The sequence below is a fragment of the Protofrankia sp. Cr2 genome (assembly GCF_963555885.1).
Lineage (GTDB): Bacteria > Actinomycetota > Actinomycetes > Frankiales > Frankiaceae > Protofrankia.
In genome coordinates, this window is the sequence record NZ_CAUVXG010000008.1 from 105775 (window position 1) to 125830 (window position 20056).

Genomic DNA, 20056 nt, shown 5'->3' on the forward strand with positions numbered 1-20056 from the left:
GTCAAGGATGGCATCACGCAGGTCCGGCGGGACCGTTGTCGCCGCCGGCCGGGTCGTCGTCACGCATCGGCGTCCGCGTGGGCTCGCCGCGCGCATTGAGCTGTCCGACCGCCTCCGGTCAGTGTTCCCGCTGGACTCCGGGCCGTTGGTGCGTCCCGGCAACGTGCTGCTCCTCTTGGCGGCGTTGGTCGCCGGCACGTTGGTGTCCCTCGCCCGCCAGGGTGGGATCGGCGCGCTCGACACGATGTGGGCCGAGGATGGGCATATTTTCCTGGAACAGTCCGTGCGTTTGTCGGTACTGGACGCCTTCAGCACCACCTATGCCGGATATCTGCACGTCGTGCCGAGGACGGTCGCGGCGCTCGCCGCTCTGTTGCCGTTGCGGGATGCGGCAGCGGGTTTTGCGGTCCTCTCGGCCCTGCTCCTTGCAGCCACCGCTGTCTTCGTCTATGTCGCAAGCGGCGCCACACTGCGTCACCGGCCGGTGCGGCTGGTGCTAGCCGCATCATTCGTCGTCCTTCCGGTGGGTCAGGGCGAGGTCCTCAACAACGTCGCCGCGAACGTGCACTTCCCGCTGATGGCGGCGAGCGTGTGGGCGTTGCTGTGGAACCCGCGCGGGCGGGCCTTCGGCGCGTTGGCCGTGGTGGTGGTGGCCCTCGCTGTGTTCTCCGATCCGACAATGATCCTGCTGGCTCCGGTTGCCCTGCTGCGGGGAGTGCTGTTGCGGGGGCTTCGTGGATGGGTGCCCGGCGCCGTGCTCCTGGCCGGATTCGTCGTGCAGATGATTCCGCGAGTGACCGGCCACACGGACCGCGCGTTCGAACCGCTGGCGCTCAGCCCACTGAAGATTCCGGTGTATTACGCGCATAACGTGCTGGCTGGCGGGCTGTTCGGGGACAGGCTACCGGGTCGTTCGGTGACCTCGCCCCGGGCAGTGCTGTTCATACTTCTGGCGGTCATGCTGCTCAGCGTGTTCGCCGCGCTCGCCTGGAAGCGTCGCCGGGCACCATCCACCTGGCTTGCTATGATCATGGTTGGGCAGAGCGTGTTGCTCTATGCCGGGCCGGTGCTACTCGCCGGGGCTGCAACCCCGCGGTACGCCCTCGCACCCGCGCTGATATTGCTGTCGGCGACCGCTGTTATCGTGGACTCTGCGGTCACCGTTGGCGACAACCTGGCTGTCGGCGAACCGCGACGGGTCGGATTCCTGCAGTATGCCTTCGTGGTTCTGCTGGTCTTCGCCATGGCAACGGGGTTCTGGATGGACAACGCCCGCGGTGACGGCCCCCGGTTCAGCCGGGAGCTGGACGCGGGCCGCGCACACTGCGCAACCCTGCCCGCTTCCGCGGGGGTCACGGTGCGGGTCAGTCCGCCGGGATGGTCAGCGAACCTGCCCTGTCAGGCCGTGCTCGACCGTTGAGCGCCGGCAGGCATACCAGGTCACCATCGCACCATGACCTTCCGGGCCTCGAACCCTTCAGCGTAACGTGTACCACACTCGACTCCGCGTAACCGCAGTACCGCCTGGAAGGTCTCCTCGTCGAACCAGGGCTTCTCCTTCTGGCTGGGAAAGTGCTCGGTGATGTGTGCAAGCTTTGCCGCGACGGTTTCCTCCGACAGCGGTACGTACAGCGTGGGACGCATCATGTCGCCGTCCCATTTCGGGATCTCGTAGCCGAGGATCAGCGCCCCGCGAAACGCCTGCCAGGCAAGTTCCCCGAGCGTGCGATGGTCCTGATGTGCGTCGCCCAGCGACGGCGCGAACACCACATCCGGGCAGACCTGCCGCGCGATCGCCAGGAGCACCTCCTTGACCCCTGCCCATTCCCGGGGAAGGAAGCCGTCCCGGACCTCGTGCAGATGCAGGGAACCCAGCGAGCCGCCGCCCAGATTGCGCGCGCTCGTCTCGGCTTCGGCGCCGCGCTCGCCCGATCCCGCGAAGACGACCCAGTGCACTGACGCCGTGGGATATCGGGCGAGGAGCGTGATGATGGTACCGCCGGCGCCGATCTCCACGTCGTCCGCGTGCGCCCCGAGAGCGAGTATCCGATAGCCATGCCCGTCGGCGGGCGGCGCGGCGGTCAACTCCAACATCGGCGACTACCTTCGCGCCGTGCGCATCAGATTCACGTCCTGGAATTACCCAGCCGTGCCAACCGAACACCTGGGGCAGGCCGGAAAAATACATGGCGATGCCTCCGAATATGTGCGAAACGGCTGTTATCGACCGCGGTGTGGGTGGGTGGGCCGGTCTGTTCGCCGACCACCACCGTCGATCGGTCTGGAAACGGGCTCGCGCGATCGGGTTTCGGCCAGGCCGCCGGCCGTTCCCCCTTGAGAAAACGGCGGATTCCGCCGAGTGCCACGGCTTGCAGGAAGAAGACCTGGGCCGCGAGGCGTAGCGGTGCAGGCGGGTTACCACCCCTGATCACCGTGATCAGGCTGCCCGCTCCCGCGACGTTACCGGCCAGGAACAGCCGTGCGATCCGGCTGTGCCGGGCTGCGGGAACGCTGACCGCGATCAGCATGGCGTGGGCCATCGGCCCGAACGACGACCGGACGAGCCGGTGCCCCCACAACTGTGGGGTGACCGGTAGGGCACCTGGCACCAGCGCCGCCCGGCGGCGCCAGAGCATGTCGAGGTTGCCGGCCACCACCCGGGTCCGTCGTTCCCACTCCTGGCTGTACGTGGAGCTGGGGGTCTCGACCGAGTACGCGGACGGCTCATAGACGACCCGCAGGCCGGCCTCGGTGATGTCGAGAGCGAGCCAGGCGTCGTCCACCGCGACGTCTGGGGGCAGCGTCTGGAAGACCTCCCGGCGGAACGCGAGCATCTCGCCGACGACGCCGATGGTCTGGCCGATGGTCGACTCGCACTGTTTCAGCCAGGACTCGAATTTCCAGTAGAAGCCCTGGACACCGGCGGGGTCATCGACCCTCTTCTCACCGGCCACCGCACCGACGGTCGGGTTGCGGAAATGCCGCGCCGCGGCCCGCAGAGAACCGGGGGCCAACCCCGCGTTCGCATCCGAGAGCACCACGATGTCGTGACTCGCGGTGGCGACCCCCCGGTTGACGGCCTCACACTTGCCCAGCCGCACCCCGGCTGAAAGCACCGTGATGCCGGGCCGTCGAGCCGCCTGCGCGGTGGCTGGGTCATCCGCGACGATGATTATTTCCAGTGGACCCGGATATCCGGCGGCGGAGAGTTCATCGATCTTCTTTCTGATCACCGTCGCCTCGCGGTATGCCGAGACGACCACGGTCATTGACGGCCAGATGTCGGGATCTTCTGGCTTCTCGGCCGGGTGACTACGGCTTTTCAGCGCGATGTAAAGCGGATACACGGCGTGGCCGTACATTGCCGTCGCTCCAAGTGTCGATATCGCGACTCTACGTCCAATGCTGCGTACTCCCGTCATGGCGAACACCGTATCCTGTGTTTTTGAGGTAACCATTCGGAGTCATCGCGAGTTCGCTGTGGATGCGGACATGAATTGGCCTGTCACTCAACGCGTTCAGGCGTGATGTCCGGGCGAACCGACGTAGGGGAGCGGCTGATGGCTGGCACAGAGCGCTGGATCGTTGCGGTCGAAGAGCCGTTCCTACCCGCGGACGCCGGCGGCCGGGTGGAGACGTTGACGTTTCTGGCTGCCGCCTCGGCGGCCGGGATCGGGCTGCGGGTGCTCGTCCCAACGCCGAAGGCGCTTGACCTGGCTGCCTACCAGGCGGCACTGCCCGGCGCTGTGGTCATCGGGCTGCCGCGTAGCCTGACTCCGCTGGCGCATCTCAGGCTGCGGCCGTATGCATACACCTCACGCCCGCTCGGCGCTCTGCGGCGTGCGCTCGCCGTCACGCCGCCATCCGCCGATGCGGTGATCAGTTACAGTTGCCGGGCCGCACACCTGGGCGAACAGGTTGCCCGCGCCTGGCGGATCCCGCACCTCGTGCGTGCCCACAACATCGACTCGGAGTACTTCCGGGCGCTGGCGGGCGCCGCCACGGGGCTGTGGGCACTGGCCTACGAACTGGAACATCGCAAGCTCCGCAGGGCCGAGCGTCTTCTCCACCAGTCGCCGACCGTCACGTGCATCGCGGACATCTCCGCGGACGACCACGCCTGGCGCCGGGAACGCTGTGGCGCGCGCGCGATCCACCTGCCACCCTTCCTGCCCGCCCAGGTGGTCACGGCGTCCGCTCGGCAGGTCGTGACCGGTCGCGACCCCGGCCGGTTGCTGTTCGTCGGATCGCTGGACACCCCGACCAACATCGAGGCACTGCGATGGTTCCTCACCGACTGCTGGCCGACCGTCCGCGCCCGACACCCGCAGGCGTCGCTTCAGGTCGTCGGCCGGCGGGGGGAACCCGGGCTGGTGGCCTGGTTGCGAGGTCACGACCGGGTCAGCGTCCACACCGATGTCACCAGCGTGCATGGATACATCGCCGGCGCAGCGGTCTCGCTGAACCCGATGCGATCGGGCTCCGGGGTCAACATCAAGGTGGTCGAGGCGATGGCGGCTGGGGTCGCGGTGGTGAGCACCCGGGTCGGCGGTCGTGGCCTGGGCTGGCTCCCAGGGCGTGACCTGATGATCGCGGACGACTCCACCGGGTTCATCGACGCGGTCTGCGCACTCCTGGACGCGCCCGGTCTGGCCATGCGGATCGGCGCGGCCGGTCGGGCGTTCGTCGCCCGCGAGCTCGACAGGGAGGTACTCCTGGAGCGGATGCGATCGGCTATGGCGGGGGCGGCCCGGCCAGGAGCCCTCTGACGTATGAGCGGTGCTCGGCCGCGGTGGCCGGCCTTCGGCGCGCCCATGACAGCACCGTGCGGCCGGCGTATCCGGCCACGAGCATCGCCTGCATCTGCCGCACCCGTGTCGGGGAGTTGTGCATGGCCAGGTAGTTCATCATGGACGCGCCGCGCATCTGCAACATCCAGATCTTCGGTGCGCCCGAACCACCCGCGCTGTGCGGTACCAGTAGGTCCGTCCGCAGCCGCTGGCGCATGCCGGCTGCACGGATCTGACGTCCCAGCGCCATGTCCTCGTTGTAGACGAAGAAACTCTCGTCGAATCCACCCATCGTGAGAAACGTTTCACGCCGGACGGCCAGGCAGGCGCCGGTGAGCCAGTCGACGTTCATCGGGCGGCCGGGCCTGGGACGGGCGAACAGGCCGACGGTCGGGGCGATCTTGTGTGCTCCGATCACGTGCATGAGGACCCGACGCGGTGTCGGCTCCCAGCCGCCGTTGCCCAGTTCAGGCCGGTTGTCCGGGCCTGTCATCGTGGCTGCGCTGGTGGCGAGGCCGGGATCGCTGCGGACGTCGTCCACGAGCTTGATCATGATCTCGATCGATGGGCGGCTGTCCGGGTTTCCAAAGATCAGATATTCGTGGCGCGACGTCCGCACCCCCAGGTTCGCGGCCTTGGCGAACCCCTTGCCACCGCCGGAGTCCACATAGCGACCCCGCGGCCTGGCGGCGACGAGTTCGTCGACACGGTCCGCGCCACCGGCGTTGTCGACGATCACGATCGGGATGTTCACGGGCAGGCTGGCGAGCATCTGTTCGAGTTGATCTCGGCTGTGATAGCTGACGAGGACAAGCTCGAACGGCCATTCCGGTTGACGGTCGGCGGGCATCACCGTGGCTGGTTGCACGTCGTGCACTCTGTGAGTGTGTCACATCACTGCAGGTGTTTGCTGACCGCTCGCTGGTCCGAATGACGTGATGATCCGACCGAAGTGGGTATCCCCCAACGGGGTTCGCCGTCTGGTGACGGGTTGCGCACTCTGACCAGCAGGCCGCGTCGGCTGGGTACGGTCTCATGTCGAGGGATGCCTGGCCGTACCATGTTGTGCTTCGGTAGTGCGATTTTTGTTGCTCCGGTGGTTCTGTTCCGGCATGAGGAGGACATGCGGATGAAGGTGCTCGTCACCGGTTCCGAGGGCTACCTGGGTGCCCTGGTCGCACCCGGGCTGATGCGTGCCGGCCACGCGGTCCTCGGCCTGGATACGGGCTACTACAAGTTCGGCTGGCTCCACCGGGGTGCCGACTGTAGCCCGCGGACCCTTGACAAGGATCTACGCCGTGTCACGGCCGAGGATTTGGCCGGTGTGGATGCGATCGTGCATATGGCCGAACTGTCCAACGATCCGCTGGGTGAACTCGCACCCGAGGTCACCTACAAGGTCAATCACGAGGGTTCCGTCCGGCTGGCGACGCTCGCGAAACATGCCGGGGTATCCCGATTCGTCTACATGTCGTCGTGCAGCGTGTATGGCGCCGCAGCGGGCCTCAACGTCACTGAGACCGCCGCCCTGAACCCGCAGACGCCGTACGCGCGCTGCAAGGCTCTTGTCGAACGCGATGTCGGGTCCCTGGCCGACGACGATTTCTCGCCCACGTTTCTGCGTAATGCCACCGCCTACGGCGCGTCCCCCCGGATGCGGTTCGACATCGTGCTCAACAATCTCTGCGGGCTGGCCTGGACGACCGGCGAGATCGCGATGACCAGCGACGGGACGCCATGGCGTCCCCTGGTTCACGGTCTGGACATCGCCAAGGCCATCCGGTGCGTGCTTGCCGCGCCACCCGGGCTCATCCACAACGAGGTGTTCAACGTCGGCAGCAGTACGCAGAACTACCAGATCAAGGAGATCGCGGACGCGGTCGCGAGTATCTTCACCGGTTGTCGGCTGAGCTTCGGTGACAGCAGTGGTGACACCCGCAGCTATCGGGTCGACTTCGACAAGATCAACGATGTGCTTCCCGGTTTCTCCTGCGACTGGGATGCTCCGCTGGGAGTCAGGCAGTTGCATGACATCTTCGCGCGTATCCAGCTGGCAGGGGAGACGTTCACGGGCCGCGGGCATATCCGGATCAGGCAGCTCCAGTATCTGATCGAGACCGGTCAGGTCGATGACGAGCTTTTTTGGACGTACTGATGATCATAACGTCGACTGGGCTGGCCGGGGTGTTCATCGTGGATGTCGAGCCGTTACCCGACTCCCGCGGCCTTTTCGCCCGGACCTTCTGCGCACGCGAGTTCGTCGCGGCGGGCCTGGCGCCCGAGGTGGCCCAGTGCAGCGTCGCTTTCAACCACAGCGCCGGGACGATCCGCGGGATGCACTGGGCGGCTGAACCGGTGCGGGAGACCAAGCTCGTCCGCTGTACCCGTGGGGCCATGTTCGACGTTGCCGTGGACCTCCGCCCCGGGTCGCCGACCTACCTTCACCACGTCGCCGTCGAGCTCACCGCGGACAACCGCCGGGCACTGTTCGTTCCGGCTGGTCTGGCTCACGGGTACCAGACGCTCGTCGACGCCACCGAAGCGACCTACCAGATGAACGTACCCTTCGCTCCCGGCCATGACCGCGGTGCCCGCTACGACGACCGGCGTCTTGCAATCCGCTGGCCGCTGACTGCTACGGTCGTCTCCGCCAAGGACCGTGCCTGGGCGCTGCTCGACGAGCCGCCGGTTGCCGCCGGCTGACCGGCGGTGGGGCAATTACCCGTGGTAGGCGGCGCGTTGTTCGCGTGGGCGCCACATCCCTCCCACCTGAAGCCATCAATATCATGCACGAGGGGACCGTATGTCATCCGAGCACGCCGGCCAGTCAGTGCCCCGTGGACAGGTCGCGGCCGTGCCGGTCGCGGCCTGCCGTTCGTGCGGTGGGCCGTCGCCGCGCCCGTTCCTGACGCTTGGATGTACTCCCATCGCCAACCGGCTGCTGCGGCCGGACGACCTCGCCGGGCAGGAGCCGGTCTTCCCCCTGGAAATCGGCTTCTGCGAGTCCTGCGCACTGGTCCAGCTCACCCATGCCCTGCCGGCAGCGGAGATTTTCGACGCAGACTACCCGTATTATTCATCGTTCAGTGACACGCTCTGCCGGCATGCCGAAAAGCATGTGATCGATCTGATCGCCAGCCACGACCTCGGCCCCGACAGCCTCGTCGTGGAGATCGCAAGCAATGACGGTTACCTGTTGCGGGCCTTCGTCGAGCGGGGGATTCCGGTACTCGGTATCGAACCGTCGCCGGGTCCCGCGGCGGCGGCCCGTGAGATCGGTGTGCCGACCCGTGCGGAGTTCTTCGGCGCAGACTTGGCCCGGGAGCTGGTTGCCGACGGCCTGCGCGCAGACGTCATCATCGCGAACAACGTGCTTGCGCACGTACCTGATCTGAACAGCTTCGTAGCGGGGATGTCGATCCTCCTCGCGGACGACGGAGTAATCACCGTGGAGAACCCGGGTGTGGGGGCGCTGCTTGCGAACACCGAGTTCGACACGGTCTACCACGAACATTTCTGCTATTTCTCCACAATCGCTGTGGACACCCTCATGCGTCGCCACGGTCTCAGCATTGTCGGGGTGGCGGAGTTTCCCGAACTTCACGGTGGCACGCTGCGCTGGCGGATGCGGCGGACCGCGGCCGATCGGGATTCGCCGCAGCTCCGGGAGCGCCTGGAAGGTGAGCGTGCGGCCGGCCTGGACACCTTTGAGCGTTATGCCGGCTTCGGTGCCGACGTGCGCGAGCTCCAGGCCGAACTGCTTGCGCTGCTGCGAGAGCTGGCCGGACGAGGCCGGACGGTGGCCGGCTACGGCGCCGCTGCCAAGGGTGCCACCCTGCTGAACTCGAGCGGTATCACCACCGACCTCGTCCAGTACGTGGTCGATCGCAACGTCCACAAGCAGGGCAAGTACATCCCGGGGGCGCGCACGCCGATCCTGGCCCCGTCCGTCCTGGCCGAGCGCCGACCCGACTACCTGCTCGTGCTGGCCTGGAATGTCCGGGATGAGATCATGGAGCAGCAGGCCGCCTTCGCCCGGCGTGGCGGCAAGTTCATCGTGCCTGTTCCTCGACCGGTCGTTTGCTGACGTCGGCGTGCGCTGTGCCGGAGTCCGACCACGGCCGGTTGCGACACGGCGCCGGTCGTGCCTGCAGGCGGCGGCGACACGGCGCCGGTCGTGCCTCCGGGCGGTCGAAGGCCATGTGGACGTTGGGCGACCAGGTTGTCTCCAGCGGCACCAACGCGGTCATCGCCTTCGCCGTCGCTCGCCGGGTCTCGGCGGGCCAGTTCGGCGCGTTCTCGATCGCCTTCGCACTGTTCGCGCTGGTCGTCGGCTTCTCCCGGGCCGCTGGTACGTCACCGTTGGGCATGAAGTATGCCGACGCCGCCCCGCGGATCTTCCGGGCGGCCGGCGCCGCGGCGACCGGCACGGCGCTGGTACTCGGCATGATCACAGGTGGATGTCTGGTAGCCGTCGGTACGGTGCTGGGCTCGACGGTCGGTGCGGCGATAACCGCGATGGGTCTGGTCATGCCGGGCCTACTCCTGCAGGATGCGTGGCGTTACGTGTTCATCGCCGAAGGCAGGCCCGCGAAGGCCGCCGTGAACGACACGGTGTGGACCGTGATCCAACTGGGCGGTGTGTTCTTCCTGCTCCGTCATGGCGCCGGGTCGTCCGCGACGTATCTGCTCGCCTGGGGTGGAGCCGCCGCTGCGGCAGCCCTGCTGGGGATCGCCCAGTCCGGTTTCTGGCCCGCACCGGCCCGGTCGCGTGAATGGATCAGACGGCACCGCGAGGTCGCGGGCTACATGAGCGCTGAGTACATCACTGTTCAGGGCGCCCAGCAGGGGTCGACACTGCTGATCGGCGTATTCGCCACCGCGATCGCGGTCGGCGCGCTGCGTGGGGTCCAGACCCTGCTCGGCCCGACCACGATTCTCGCCGTCGGTATCATCAGTTTTGCGATTCCGGAGTTCTCTCGTCGGCGGGACATGTCCGCCCGCGCCCGCATTCGGTCCGCGACCATGCTTTCATGTCTGGTCGTCGGTGCCGGCGTGCTGTGGGGCGCGTTGTTCCTTCTTGTTCCCGACCGCGTGGGCGTCGCATTGCTGGGTGACACGTGGGCGCAGACCCGTGGCATACTCGTTTTGACAATCATCCAGCAGGCGGGGGCGGCTGCGTCAGTCGGACCGGCCTGCATGCTTTATGCGCTCGGCCAGCCGAAGCTCACTTTCCGCGTCCACTGTGTGCTCGCGCCGGCTCTTTTCGTGTTCCCGATCGCAGGTCTGGCGCTCTACGGTTTGCACGGGGCTGTCGTCGGGTACATTGTCGCTTTCTGGATGACCGTGCCGTTGTGGTTCGTGCTGTTGCGCCGAGCCGCGCACCGGGCCGAGGCTCCGACTCGTGACCTGCTCGGGTCTGCCGAGAAGGCCACGCCCAGCGGGCCGAAGGCGATGCGGACGGTGTGTTGATCGGTCGGCGTCGTCGGGGCGGACGGTGAGATATCGTGAGTTCGCGGTGAGACTGCACATCGTCTACCGATCCGTCGGCAGCGAGAACCGCAAGGACCGACCGGACTTCTACAACAAGTCCCTGGCCCTCGCGTCGCTGTTGCGTGCGGCGGACAATGTCGATATTGAGACCGAACTTGTCTTCGTCAACGACGGGCCGATTCCCGCCGGCCGCCTGGAGATGATGTCGGAAGCGGGCGAGGTTCTCGGCGTCCGTTGCGGCAGCAACCGGTCGTCATACCGGTGGGTGCTGCGTCTGCCCCGGCAGCGGGGCTGGTCGCCGGCCGATCTCGTCTGGTTTTCCGAGGACGACTACCTCTACACCGCTGCGAGCCTGCGCGATCTCGTCCGGGCGGCGAACGAGCTGGACCTCGCCGATTACTTCGCTCTCTACAGCTCGATGCGTTTTGATCCCGCAGCCACCCGATGCTCGCCGTTGATCAGTTCGGCGACTCGTTCTCAGGGTGATCCCGATGCGGTACTCCTGGGCACGGCACGCTGGTACCACGCGGTGAGCGCCACCAGCACGTTCGGGGCACGGCTCGGGGCGGTGCTCGCCGACGAGCGGCTGTTGCGTACCTGCCCGTTCCTCGGCGAGGCATGGGACCATGCCACCTGTCTGGCCTACCAGGGATACCGGCCGTTCGGCCTGCGGGAACTCGCCGGCGGTAGGCCGGATCCCGGACACATGGGGCCGCCTCGGGCCGCGGCTCGCCGGGTCGCGCTGGTCGGTGTGCGGACCGCCGCCGACGCTGTCGCTCTTGCGCGGCGTCAGCGCGCGCGGCGGACGCTGGTGGCACCTGATCCAGATCTGGTCACGCATATGGAGCAGCGGTTCTTGGCACCTGGCACCGACTGGGCCGCTGTGGCTACGGCGGTCGCGCATTGGTCACGCAGTCGTGGTCAGCAGACGCCGTGGGCACCAAAAGCGGGGGCACCGAAACCGGATGCACCGAAACCGGATGCCTGACAAGAGCCTGTTTCACAGCAGGTTCCAGGAGATGACCAGGGGGTTTGTGCGGCTGTGTACCGACGCTTCGGGGCACCCGGTTGCGACTGTGCGCAACGAGCTATGCTCACAAGCTGGCTCCGTCGCCATGGAATTGTGTGCGCGGTGGAAGAGTCTTGGCCAAAGGGCGCGCGATCATGGTTCTTCGCGCGTCCGGCGGCCGTGAGATGGAGTCTTGGCCAAAGGGCGCGCGATCATGGTTCTTCGCGCGTCCGGCGGCCGTGAGATGGAGTCTTGGCCAAAGGGCGCGCGATCATGGTTCTTCGCGCGTCCGGCGGCCGTGAGATGGAGTCTTGGCCAAAGGGCGCGCGATCATGGTTCTTCGCGCGTCCGGCGGCCACCACAAACAGGGGGCTGCGATGTTTCCGCGATCCGGGTGGCACGAGGGCGGCCGATCCCTTCGTTTCCGTGGGATCTCCGATGTGCTGATCGTGCCTGAGTCGACGGGAGCGCGCAGGTGAGCCCGGTTGCGCAGCCGTCGGCCGACGCGGCCCGGGGTCTTGCGGGGGTGTCCCTGCTGCGGATCCTGGGACGCCGTTGGTTGACGATCGTCATCGCGGTGGTTATCGGAGCGGCGCTGGCGCTCATCCTCGCCAAGCGGCAGGCTCCGGTGTATCAGGCGACGAGCCGGGTGTTCCTGAGTACATCCGACGCGGCGCTCGGCGGGGGCTCGGTCGATGCCACCCGGGTCGTCCAGACACAGGCCCAGTTCGCCGCATCCACCGCGGCTCTGGACCTGATCGCCGAACAGCTCAAGGTGTCGCGGCCCTATGTGGCCAAACGGGTGAAGGTCACGCCGTCGGCGGGAGGTTACTTCTTCACGATCGTCGGCAGGGGCGGCACCGAGGAGCAGTCGGTGCGGCTGGTCCAGGCCACCGAGGCCGCCTATCAGCAACTTCTGTCCCAGTATGGGGCGGATAGCAGTGGCGCTGTCGAGCGGCTTACCAAGCTGCGGGACGATACGTACAAGAACGTCCAGAGGCTGCAGGCCCAGCAGGCGGCCCTGCCTCGTAACGCAGACGAACAGGCTCTTGCCAGTCAGATCAGCAACCTCAACTCACAGATCGCCGATCTCAACCGACGGATTCCCGAGGCGCAGGTCAACGCCGCGTTGAGGGCCGGTTCGGTGACTCTGGCGGAGGCTCCGCGCTCTGATGGCAAGGTCGCACCGCATCTGTTCCGTGACGCTCTGGTTGGCGCACTGGTCGGGATGTTCCTGGCGGCGGCACTGGTTTGGTGCGTCTACCTGCGCCGGCCAACGGTTCTCGACGGGCGCGGCGCGGCTCTTGCCCTTGATGCTCCACTGCTTGCCGACGTTCCCGACCGGCGTGGCCTCGGACTCCCGACCGACACTCTTGTCTCCGCCATGTCCGCGGTGTTGACGCCCACTGTCAAAGTGGTGGCGCTCGTTCCGGCGGTGCGAGGCGATCTGGGTGCCGATCTGGTGGCGGCCGTCTCCGCGAGCTGGGCAGACGATCAGGGAGTTGTACTGATCATCGATGCTTCCCCGGAGCAGGACGTCCGCGCGTTGTTGGAGCGCCTGCCTCCAGCGGTTTCCGGCGAGCTGCCCCGCTGGGCGCACGAGCAGACCTGCCTGGCCCGCTCATCCGGCACCGGCCGAGGGCATCTGCTGTATAACCGGGTCGCGCCGGCGCGGGCTGCCCGGCCTGGTGGGCTCGCGCCCATCCTGGCGGAGCGCGCTCCTGTCGTCGATCTTGTCATCCTGCTGACGCCGACGCTCAGTGAGCTTCCCACGACAGCCGTGTCCGCCGCGCAGGCGGATGCCATCATCGTTGTCGCCAGCAGTGATTCCCTGCTCAAGGAGCTGTCGCGGGTGCCGCGGGACTGGCCGGCCCTGGCCGGGCGGATCGTGGGCGTGGTCTTCGACGGCCGGTCCGGCTTGCGTCGGTCCGCGCGGAATGCGGTGCCCGCGAGCGCCGCTGACGACATCGTCGGCCCGCTCGTGGGTGCCGGTGGTCGTGCTGCCTCCGCGCCAGGCGCATCGTCGAGGCCGTCGATGGACGCCGGGCGCCGTAGGCGCAGCGACAGAGAGGCTACGGACAGGTACGTCCGTCCCACGGGTAAGCGGTGAGCGCCTGGGCGGCGGTTGGCGGTACTTCGAGGTCGGCGGCACAGGTGGCTGATGCCCAGAGCGCCAGCGTGACCAGGGACGTCACACGGACCAAGCCGGATGGCCGTCTGTGGTAACAAGTTTGACAACCCGCATTCCACGGAACTGGGTGATCCCTGAGCCGGCGGCGGCGGTGACCGACCCCGCCGCCGACCGCCGGACGCTACGGCTGCTGACGGTGCTGCTGTTCGGTGAGGTCTTTCTCCAGCGGCTGGCGGTCCCGGTGGGTTCCACCCAGGTGCCGTTGATGCTGCCGGGAATTCTCGGCGGCACCGTGGTCCTGCTCGCGCGGTGTGATCTCGCGGCCAACATGGGCCGAACCAGGGCCTACCTGATCGCCATGGCGGCGTGCGTCAGCGCGGCGCTGGTCGCGTTCATCCGGGGCCTTGACGACAATTCGTTGACGTCGCTGCTCCTGCTGGTGGTGACCTATGCGCCGTTCTGTTACGGCCTTCGCGCCGACGTATCGGCGACGCTGTTCCCCCGGGTACTGGACCGTTTTGCGATCATGACGGCGGTGCTGGCCGGACTCGCGGTGGCGCAGTTCGGTCTGCAGCTCGCGGGCTGGCACTACAGCGACATCATCGGCGGTATTCTCCCACCCGACCTGGTCATGCGGAACTTCAACACCTCGTATCCAGTGGCCTACGGCGCCGACCTGTACAAGGCGAACGGGTTCGTCTGCCTGGAGCCGTCCTTCTGCTCGCAGTTCCTCGCCATCGGTCTTGTCGTCTCGGTGCTGCGGGGTGTCCGCTGGTGGCGCCTGTTGCTACTCGTCGTGGCGATACTGGCCACGGTCTCGGGCACCGGGGTGATCCTGCTGGCCGCCGCGCTTGTGCTGCTCGCGGTCCACAAGGGACCTCGCTTCGCGATGACGGCGGCGGCGGGTATTGCGCTGGTCGTGACCGTCGTGAGCTTCACGCCGGCTGCGGATGTCTTCGCCGAGCGCGCCACCGAGACGTCCACGAGCAGTTCCAGTGGCAGCCTGCGTTTCGTCCAGCCCTACACCCGGACCTTCGACCGGCTCGGCGGCGATCCGTTGACCGTGCTCTTCGGCTCCGGGCCGGGCTGGTCCGACCGTGACGCCGACCAGTTCATGCAGAACACCGGCCTGCCGTTGAACTACGCCATGCTGCCCAAGCTCGTCCTGGAGTACGGCCTCGTCGGCGGGACGGCTTTCCTCGCACTCGTCGTGCTGGCGTTCGTGCGCGGATCCCCGTCCTTCGTCCTCTCCGGTGCGGTACTGGTCTTCTTCACGGTGCTGTCCAGCAGTCTGCTCAGCCCGGTTGTCGTCTACCTCGGGTTGCTCCTGGTGACCTGGTTCGCGCGCGACGTCTGGTGATGCCCAGGTCCGGGTCCGGGTCCGGTCCGGGTCCGGATCCGGGCACTTGGTCAGGTCAGGTCAACAGACCTACCGCCGCGAGCGCGTCCGCCGCGTCCGCAACCGTGTCGAACGACAGGTCCGCACGTTCGGCGATGTCAAGCATGCTGTGGGTGCCGTCGGCGAGGTTGAGGACCCACAGTAGGCCCATCTCGACGGCCTCGCGCCCGAGGGTGGCGCCGATCGAGCGGTACAGGCCCCGCCGTCCCAGCTGCGGTTCCCCGAACGGGGACGTGCTGGTCCAGGTCCGGTCCCGTTCGCAGATTTCGATTATGCGCATGATGATCGCGAAGGAGTCGCCGAGGCTTTCCGCCGTCACGAGGTCCATGTTGTCGGCGGATGTGTGGTATTCCGGGTACTCACCGTGCTGGCTGCGGCCGAAGCGGCCTACCGGCAGGTTGAAACCGGGCGAGCAGAACTGGCGCTCGTCATACCCGTACGGCGAAAAATCCACCACCTGGTGCGGTCGATCCATTTCTTTCAGTGCCCGCGCCGAGGCCCGGTCGATGTCCGCATCGCCGCGTCGGCTGCGCTTGTATGTCGGTTGCCCTCGGTCGCCGAGTCCGGTCAGCACGAGACCGTGCTCAATGCGTTGGACGGCGTCGCGGTTGTGGGCGAGCCACGTGATCGCCCCTATCGTTCCGGGGATGAACAGGAGCCGATAGGTCAGGCGCCGGGGCCGGTCCGCGAGTGCCCCGGCGAGCAGCGTCGTCATCGCAATACCGGAGGCGTTGTCGTTCGCCATGCCCGGGTGGCAGACGTGGGTGGTCAGGAGGAATTCCCGCGGGTCGCTACCGGGCAGGAGGATCTCGGCGAACGTCAGTGATCCGTCGGTGAGTGCCGTATCGATGTGCACCTGGTATTCACCATCGGGAAGCTCGCGCCGCTGCCGGTCGGGCAGGCAGAAACCCCAGGTTTCGCGGTAGTAGGAGGTGCGGTACGGCACCCAGTCGGGCCGGTCGGGCAATGAATGCAGGTGCGGCGTCAGGTCGGGGAGGGCAAGGCGGGTGTACGTCGGTGCGCTGTAGTTCAGCAGGTGCAGCGGATTGTCGGCGACATCGAGGATGCGCCGGCCGTCCGGGCCGGCGAGCCATGCCTCCCGGACATTCCACTCCTTGGGCACCGTCCAGTCGAGCACCGGCGTGCCGGTGGGAACCTCGTGCACAGTGAAGGGGACGGCCGGACCGAGTGCCCGCCGGACCGTGGCCAGCGTCGCGCGCACACCGTCGCCGGTGATGCTGCGCATCGCGGGGGCGAGCTCGGCAACCAGGTCGTACAGGCGTGCCCCGAGCGCACTGCTCATCTCGCCGGGAATGCGCGGCACGAACTAGTGCTTCCAGACGCGCCAAGGCGCGGCGCCGGAGTCCCAGAGCTGGTTGAGCTCGGTCCAGTCCCGGTAGGTGTCCATACCCATCCAGAAGCCCTCGTGAGCATGCAGCGTGAGTTGACCCGCGTGCGCGAGTCGCTGCAGCGGCCGACGTTCGAGGAGCAGGTCGGGGTCGTCGTTCAGATAGCCGTCGACGAACTCACGTTCGAAAACGAAGTATCCGCCGCTGACCCAGCCGGACGACGGTGGTTTCTCCGCGAATCCCGTGACCGTGTCGGCGACGGTGGCGAGTTCGCCGTAACGGCTGGACGGCCGGACCCCGGTCACCGTGCCGATCCGGCCGGCGCGTTCATGGTCGGCAAGTACGGCGGTGAGGTCGACCGTGCTGAGCCCATCGCCGTAGGTGAGCATGAATCTGGGCTCAGTCAGGTAGTCGCGAACCCGCGCCAGTCGCGCCCCGGTGCCGGTGAGCAGGCCCGTCTCGGCGAAGGTCACCTCCCAGTCCTCGTCGCCGGCTGCGTTGTGAAACCGCGGGGTGTGGTCGTCGGTGAGGTGCAGGGTGAAGTCGGCCACCTGCGCGCGGTAGTTCAGGAAGTAGTTTTTGATCGAGTCGCTCTTGTAGCCGAGACACAGGATGAAACGGCGGAATCCGTAATGTCCGTAGGTTTTCATGATGTGCCAGAGGATCGGCCTGCCACCGATGTCGACCAGTGGTTTGGGAAGTTTCTCGCTCGCCTCGCGCAACCTGGTGCCCATGCCGCCGCACAGGATGACGACCGGAATATCCGGCATGTAACAGTATGTAACTGATCGTTCTTCATCGACGGGTTTTTTATCGGTTGTCACGACTTCTTCTTTTCTCCCGTGATCGACCCGGTGACTGCCCGGAGGGGAATACGTGGCACGGTTGTTCCCGCGCGGCGTCGGCCGTATTCCTGGCGACGCTCACCGGGATGGGCCGCGGTGGGCGACGGACGCCACGATCGGTTGGCAATATTGATCGTCGCGGGCGCTGTCGCGGGCGCTGTCGCGGGCGCTGTCGCGGGCGCCGGCGCGGGCGTCGGTGCGGCCTCGGATGGGCTGCCCGCCGTCCGTCAGACCCCCTTCGTTACAGTTCGCGAGGTATCCGAGGTCACATTAAAAGATTTCGTTGACTGCGATGATCTTTGACGATCCGTAATCGCGTGATTGAAGATCATAAAATGGGCAAAGGGTGCACGATAATGGATTTTTTCGGGCACCCGGAGACCCCTGACGGTATGGGGGGTGGGTGGGTGCGGCGTGGTCGGCTGGACCAACGACTGCTTCCCGTCGTCGGCGTCGTCATGGCCGCGGTCCTCGCGTTGACCGCTTGGCGGCTGACCCCGACCGGAGCGCACCAGGCCGGGTCAGACCCGCCAGGCACTTCACCGGTGTCCGCGGGCGGCCTGGGCACGTCGGCCCCGGCCATGACGTCGGCTACGGTCAGCCCATCGGCTATGGCCAGCGCCACGGCCACAGCGGGTGCGGGTGCGGGAACCGCGGTCGCCGGAGATGACGCTGCCGCAGCAGCGGTGCCACGGGTCGCGCCCGCGACTCATCTCGGCCCGTTCCCGAGCGGGGTGGCCGCCGGGACGCTTGCCGAGGCGAACGCGTGGGCGACATTTCGCGGTCGGCCCAACGACGTGGTGGTCACCTACACCGACCGGTCAAGCTGGCACACGATCGTCCGCCCGGGGATCGGACGAGACCGCAACCACTTTGCCGGATTCCCCGGCACCTGGGTCATCACCCAGCCCTTGTTCCCGGAGTCCGGACCGGAAAGGGGCAACCTGACGGACTGTGCCGCGGGCGCCTACGACGGCTACTGGCGCGATTTCGGACTCTGGCTGGTGGCCAAGGGGCGCGGCAGTTCGTTCGTCCGGCTGGGGTGGGAGTTCAACGGCGGGTGGTTCGCGTGGTCCGCGGTCAACCCCATTTTGTGGATCAGGTGTTACCGTCATGCCGCGTCCGCGATTCGGCGGACCGACCCACAGGTTCGCCTCGACTGGAACCTCCACGCGCACGGGTCGGTCGGCGTGGCTGACGCGTTCGAGCTGTATCCGGGGGACGCCTATGTCGATGTCATCGGCATAGATGCCTACGATCACTATCCGCCGAGTGTCGACCCTGCGACTTTTGATGCGCAGTGCAACGGTCTCGACGGACTGTGCGGAGTGGTCCGTTTCGCCCGGCTGCACAACAAGTTGTTCTCGGTGCCAGAGTGGGGGGTGGTGGCGAAGGAGGGCTCGCAGGCCGGGCCGCTCGGCCAGGCCGGCGGTGACAACGCCCTGTTCGTCGCGAAGATGTACAAGGTATTTGTTGATAATGCCGATATACTTGCTTATGAGGCATATTTCAATGAGGACAGGGTCGGTGACGTCCGGTCAGCATTGATCAATCCGACCGTGAACCCGCTGGCCGCCCGTGAGTACCAGCGCCTGTGGTAGCGACGTCCGAACGAGGGAACCCACGGTCAGGAGGGTTGTGGTGCGGCCACTGCCCGGTGGTCGGAGCATGGCCACCGGGGTGGGGCATCCCTCGGCGGGTAAGGTTGGGCATAACGCCTCGCGCGCCGGCGTCGCGAGGTGCTCCGTGAGGACGCTCCGGTGCGCGGCCAGCGACCGGGTTTGCGACGTCGTGTCCGTCTGTAAGATTGCGCCGTTCGTCGAGAGGCTCGGGACGCACCTATGACCCTCGCCCCGCTGTTGGACGTTCTGACGGCCAGCCCGGGCGCTGATCCGGCCTTGGCCCGTGCCCTCGCCTCGGTCGGTGAGCTCCGGCTTGACCTGTCGGCGCCGGCTGCGCTGCGGCCGTTCGCCGCTGCCGCACTCGCGGGCCGGGGCGGTCGGACGGTGCTCGCCGTGACCGCGACCGGTCGAGAAGCAGATGATCTTGCTGCCGCGCTGTCGAGCATGCTGGATCCGGCCTCGGTCGCGGTGTTTCCGAGCTGGGAGACGCTGCCGCACGAACGGCTGTCCCCGCGGGCCGACACGGTCGGCATCCGCCTTGCCGTGCTGCGGCGCTTGGCACATCCGCACAGCACCGGCCAGCGGCCGCTGTCGGTCGTGGTCGCGCCGGTCCGGGCTGTCCTGCAGCCGCAGGTCGCCGGGCTCGGTGACCTGGAACCGGTGTCATTGCAGGTCGGTGACAGTGCCGATCTCAACGACGTGGTGGAAAAGCTGGTCGGAGTCGCCTACCACCGGGTCGACCTGGTGGAACGGCGCGGCGAGATCGCGGTCCGTGGCGGCATCCTCGACATCTTCCCGCCCACGGAGGAACATCCGCTGCGGGTTGAATTCTTCGGCGACGAGGTCGAGGACATCCGGCCGTTTTCCGTGGCTGATCAGCGGGCGCTGACCGATACCGGCGACGGCGACGGCGGCCGTCACCGGCTGTTCGCGCCGCCATGCCGGGAGCTGCTGCTCACGCCCGAGGTCCGGGTCCGGGCCCGGGCGCTTGCCGCACAGCATCCCGAGATCCTCGATATCCTCGACAAGATCGCGGATGGCACTCCCGTCGACGGCATGGAGGCGCTCGCGCCGGTGCTGTCCGACCGGATGGTGCTGATGCTCGATGAACTGCCCGCCGGAACGCACGTGCTGGTGTGCGACCCCGAGCGGGTACGTGCCCGCGCCGCCGAACTGGTGCGCACCAGCCAGGAGTTCCTGGAGGCGTCCTGGAGCACGGCCGCGCTCGGCGGCAGTGCCCCGATCGACCTCGGCGCGGCTGCTTACCGATCAATCGCGCAGGTCCGCCAGCGCGCTGCCGAGATCGGCCTGCCGTGGTGGTCGGTCAGCCCGTTCAATGTCGGTGTCGGTGCTGGTGCTGGTGCTGGTGCTGGTGAGGAGGACCTCGACGAGGATTCCGTCGTCTCCAGCCTGCGCCC

The 20056-nt window shown here is 67.2% G+C and carries 15 protein-coding genes and 1 pseudogene; 11 read left to right on the plus strand and 5 right to left on the minus strand.

The annotated features are described in order from the left end of the window. The first annotated feature begins 7 nt into the window (after positions 1-7). Positions 8-1420, plus strand: a complete 1413-nt coding sequence (locus U9978_RS06670; protein ID WP_322760166.1) for a hypothetical protein — start codon at positions 8-10, stop codon at positions 1418-1420. A 20-nt stretch (positions 1421-1440) separates the two neighbouring features. Here U9978_RS06670 and U9978_RS06675 read toward each other — a convergent pair whose 3' ends face one another. Together U9978_RS06675 and U9978_RS06680 are read right to left on the minus strand one after the other, a co-directional pair. Next, positions 1441-2094: a PIG-L deacetylase family protein gene (locus U9978_RS06675; protein ID WP_322760167.1), complete on the minus strand. Its 654-nt coding sequence runs from the start codon at positions 2092-2094 to the stop codon at positions 1441-1443. Between the two features lie 32 nt (positions 2095-2126). Next, complete coding sequence (locus U9978_RS06680; protein ID WP_322760168.1) at positions 2127-3422, minus strand: glycosyltransferase family 2 protein; 1296 nt, start codon at positions 3420-3422, stop codon at positions 2127-2129. Between the two features lie 138 nt (positions 3423-3560). On the opposite strand from U9978_RS06680, the gene U9978_RS06685 reads away from it, so the two are divergent. Continuing rightward, positions 3561-4769: a glycosyltransferase gene (locus U9978_RS06685; RefSeq protein ID WP_322760169.1), complete on the plus strand. Its 1209-nt coding sequence runs from the start codon at positions 3561-3563 to the stop codon at positions 4767-4769. Here the strand turns inward: U9978_RS06685 and U9978_RS06690 are convergent. Beyond that, positions 4735-5640, minus strand: a complete 906-nt coding sequence (locus U9978_RS06690; protein WP_322760187.1) for a glycosyltransferase family 2 protein — start codon at positions 5638-5640, stop codon at positions 4735-4737. The two genes, U9978_RS06685 and U9978_RS06690, sit on opposite strands and share 35 nt — an antisense overlap. A gap of 279 nt (positions 5641-5919) precedes the next feature. Here U9978_RS06690 and U9978_RS06695 point away from each other — a divergent pair, with 279 nt between their 5' ends. The 7 genes from U9978_RS06695 (at position 5920) to U9978_RS06725 (ending at position 14783) form a co-directional block, all read left to right on the plus strand. Then, the gene (locus U9978_RS06695; protein ID WP_322760170.1) at positions 5920-6945 is read left to right on the plus strand and encodes an SDR family oxidoreductase; all 1026 of its coding nucleotides are present in this window, start codon (positions 5920-5922) and stop codon (positions 6943-6945) included. Continuing rightward, positions 6945-7493, plus strand: a complete 549-nt coding sequence (locus U9978_RS06700; RefSeq protein WP_322760171.1) for a dTDP-4-dehydrorhamnose 3,5-epimerase family protein — start codon at positions 6945-6947, stop codon at positions 7491-7493. Before U9978_RS06695 ends, U9978_RS06700 begins: the two co-directional genes overlap by 1 nt. Before the next feature lie 100 nt (positions 7494-7593). Beyond that, positions 7594-8877 carry a class I SAM-dependent methyltransferase gene (locus U9978_RS06705; RefSeq protein ID WP_322760172.1) on the plus strand — a complete coding sequence of 428 codons (1284 nt, stop codon included), beginning with the start codon at positions 7594-7596 and terminating at the stop codon, positions 8875-8877. Between the two features lie 113 nt (positions 8878-8990). After that, entirely contained in the window at positions 8991-10262 is a 1272-nt protein-coding gene (locus U9978_RS06710) for a hypothetical protein (protein WP_322760173.1), read from the plus strand. Between the two features lie 25 nt (positions 10263-10287). Continuing rightward, positions 10288-11271, plus strand: a complete 984-nt coding sequence (locus U9978_RS06715) for a hypothetical protein (RefSeq protein WP_322760174.1) — start codon at positions 10288-10290, stop codon at positions 11269-11271. Between the two features lie 496 nt (positions 11272-11767). After that, positions 11768-13402, plus strand: a complete 1635-nt coding sequence (locus U9978_RS06720) for a Wzz/FepE/Etk N-terminal domain-containing protein (protein ID WP_322760175.1) — start codon at positions 11768-11770, stop codon at positions 13400-13402. A 148-nt stretch (positions 13403-13550) separates the two neighbouring features. Next, positions 13551-14783 carry a hypothetical protein gene (locus tag U9978_RS06725; RefSeq protein WP_322760176.1) on the plus strand — a complete coding sequence of 411 codons (1233 nt, stop codon included), beginning with the start codon at positions 13551-13553 and terminating at the stop codon, positions 14781-14783. A 55-nt stretch (positions 14784-14838) separates the two neighbouring features. Here the strand turns inward: U9978_RS06725 and U9978_RS06730 are convergent, their stop codons facing one another. Then, entirely contained in the window at positions 14839-16125 is a 1287-nt protein-coding gene (locus U9978_RS06730; RefSeq protein ID WP_322760188.1) for a DUF4910 domain-containing protein, read from the minus strand. A gap of 24 nt (positions 16126-16149) precedes the next feature. Then, positions 16150-16941: a glucose-1-phosphate cytidylyltransferase gene (locus tag U9978_RS06735; protein WP_322760189.1), complete on the minus strand. Its 792-nt coding sequence runs from the start codon at positions 16939-16941 to the stop codon at positions 16150-16152. 431 nt (positions 16942-17372) lie between these two features. On the opposite strand from U9978_RS06735, the gene U9978_RS06740 reads away from it, so the two are divergent. Both U9978_RS06740 and U9978_RS06745 read left to right on the plus strand, forming a co-directional pair. Beyond that, positions 17373-18617, plus strand: a complete 1245-nt coding sequence (locus U9978_RS06740; protein ID WP_322760177.1) for a glycoside hydrolase family 26 protein — start codon at positions 17373-17375, stop codon at positions 18615-18617. A 240-nt stretch (positions 18618-18857) separates the two neighbouring features. Further along, a pseudogene (locus U9978_RS06745) lies at positions 18858-20056 on the plus strand (transcription-repair coupling factor); the annotation flags it as partial.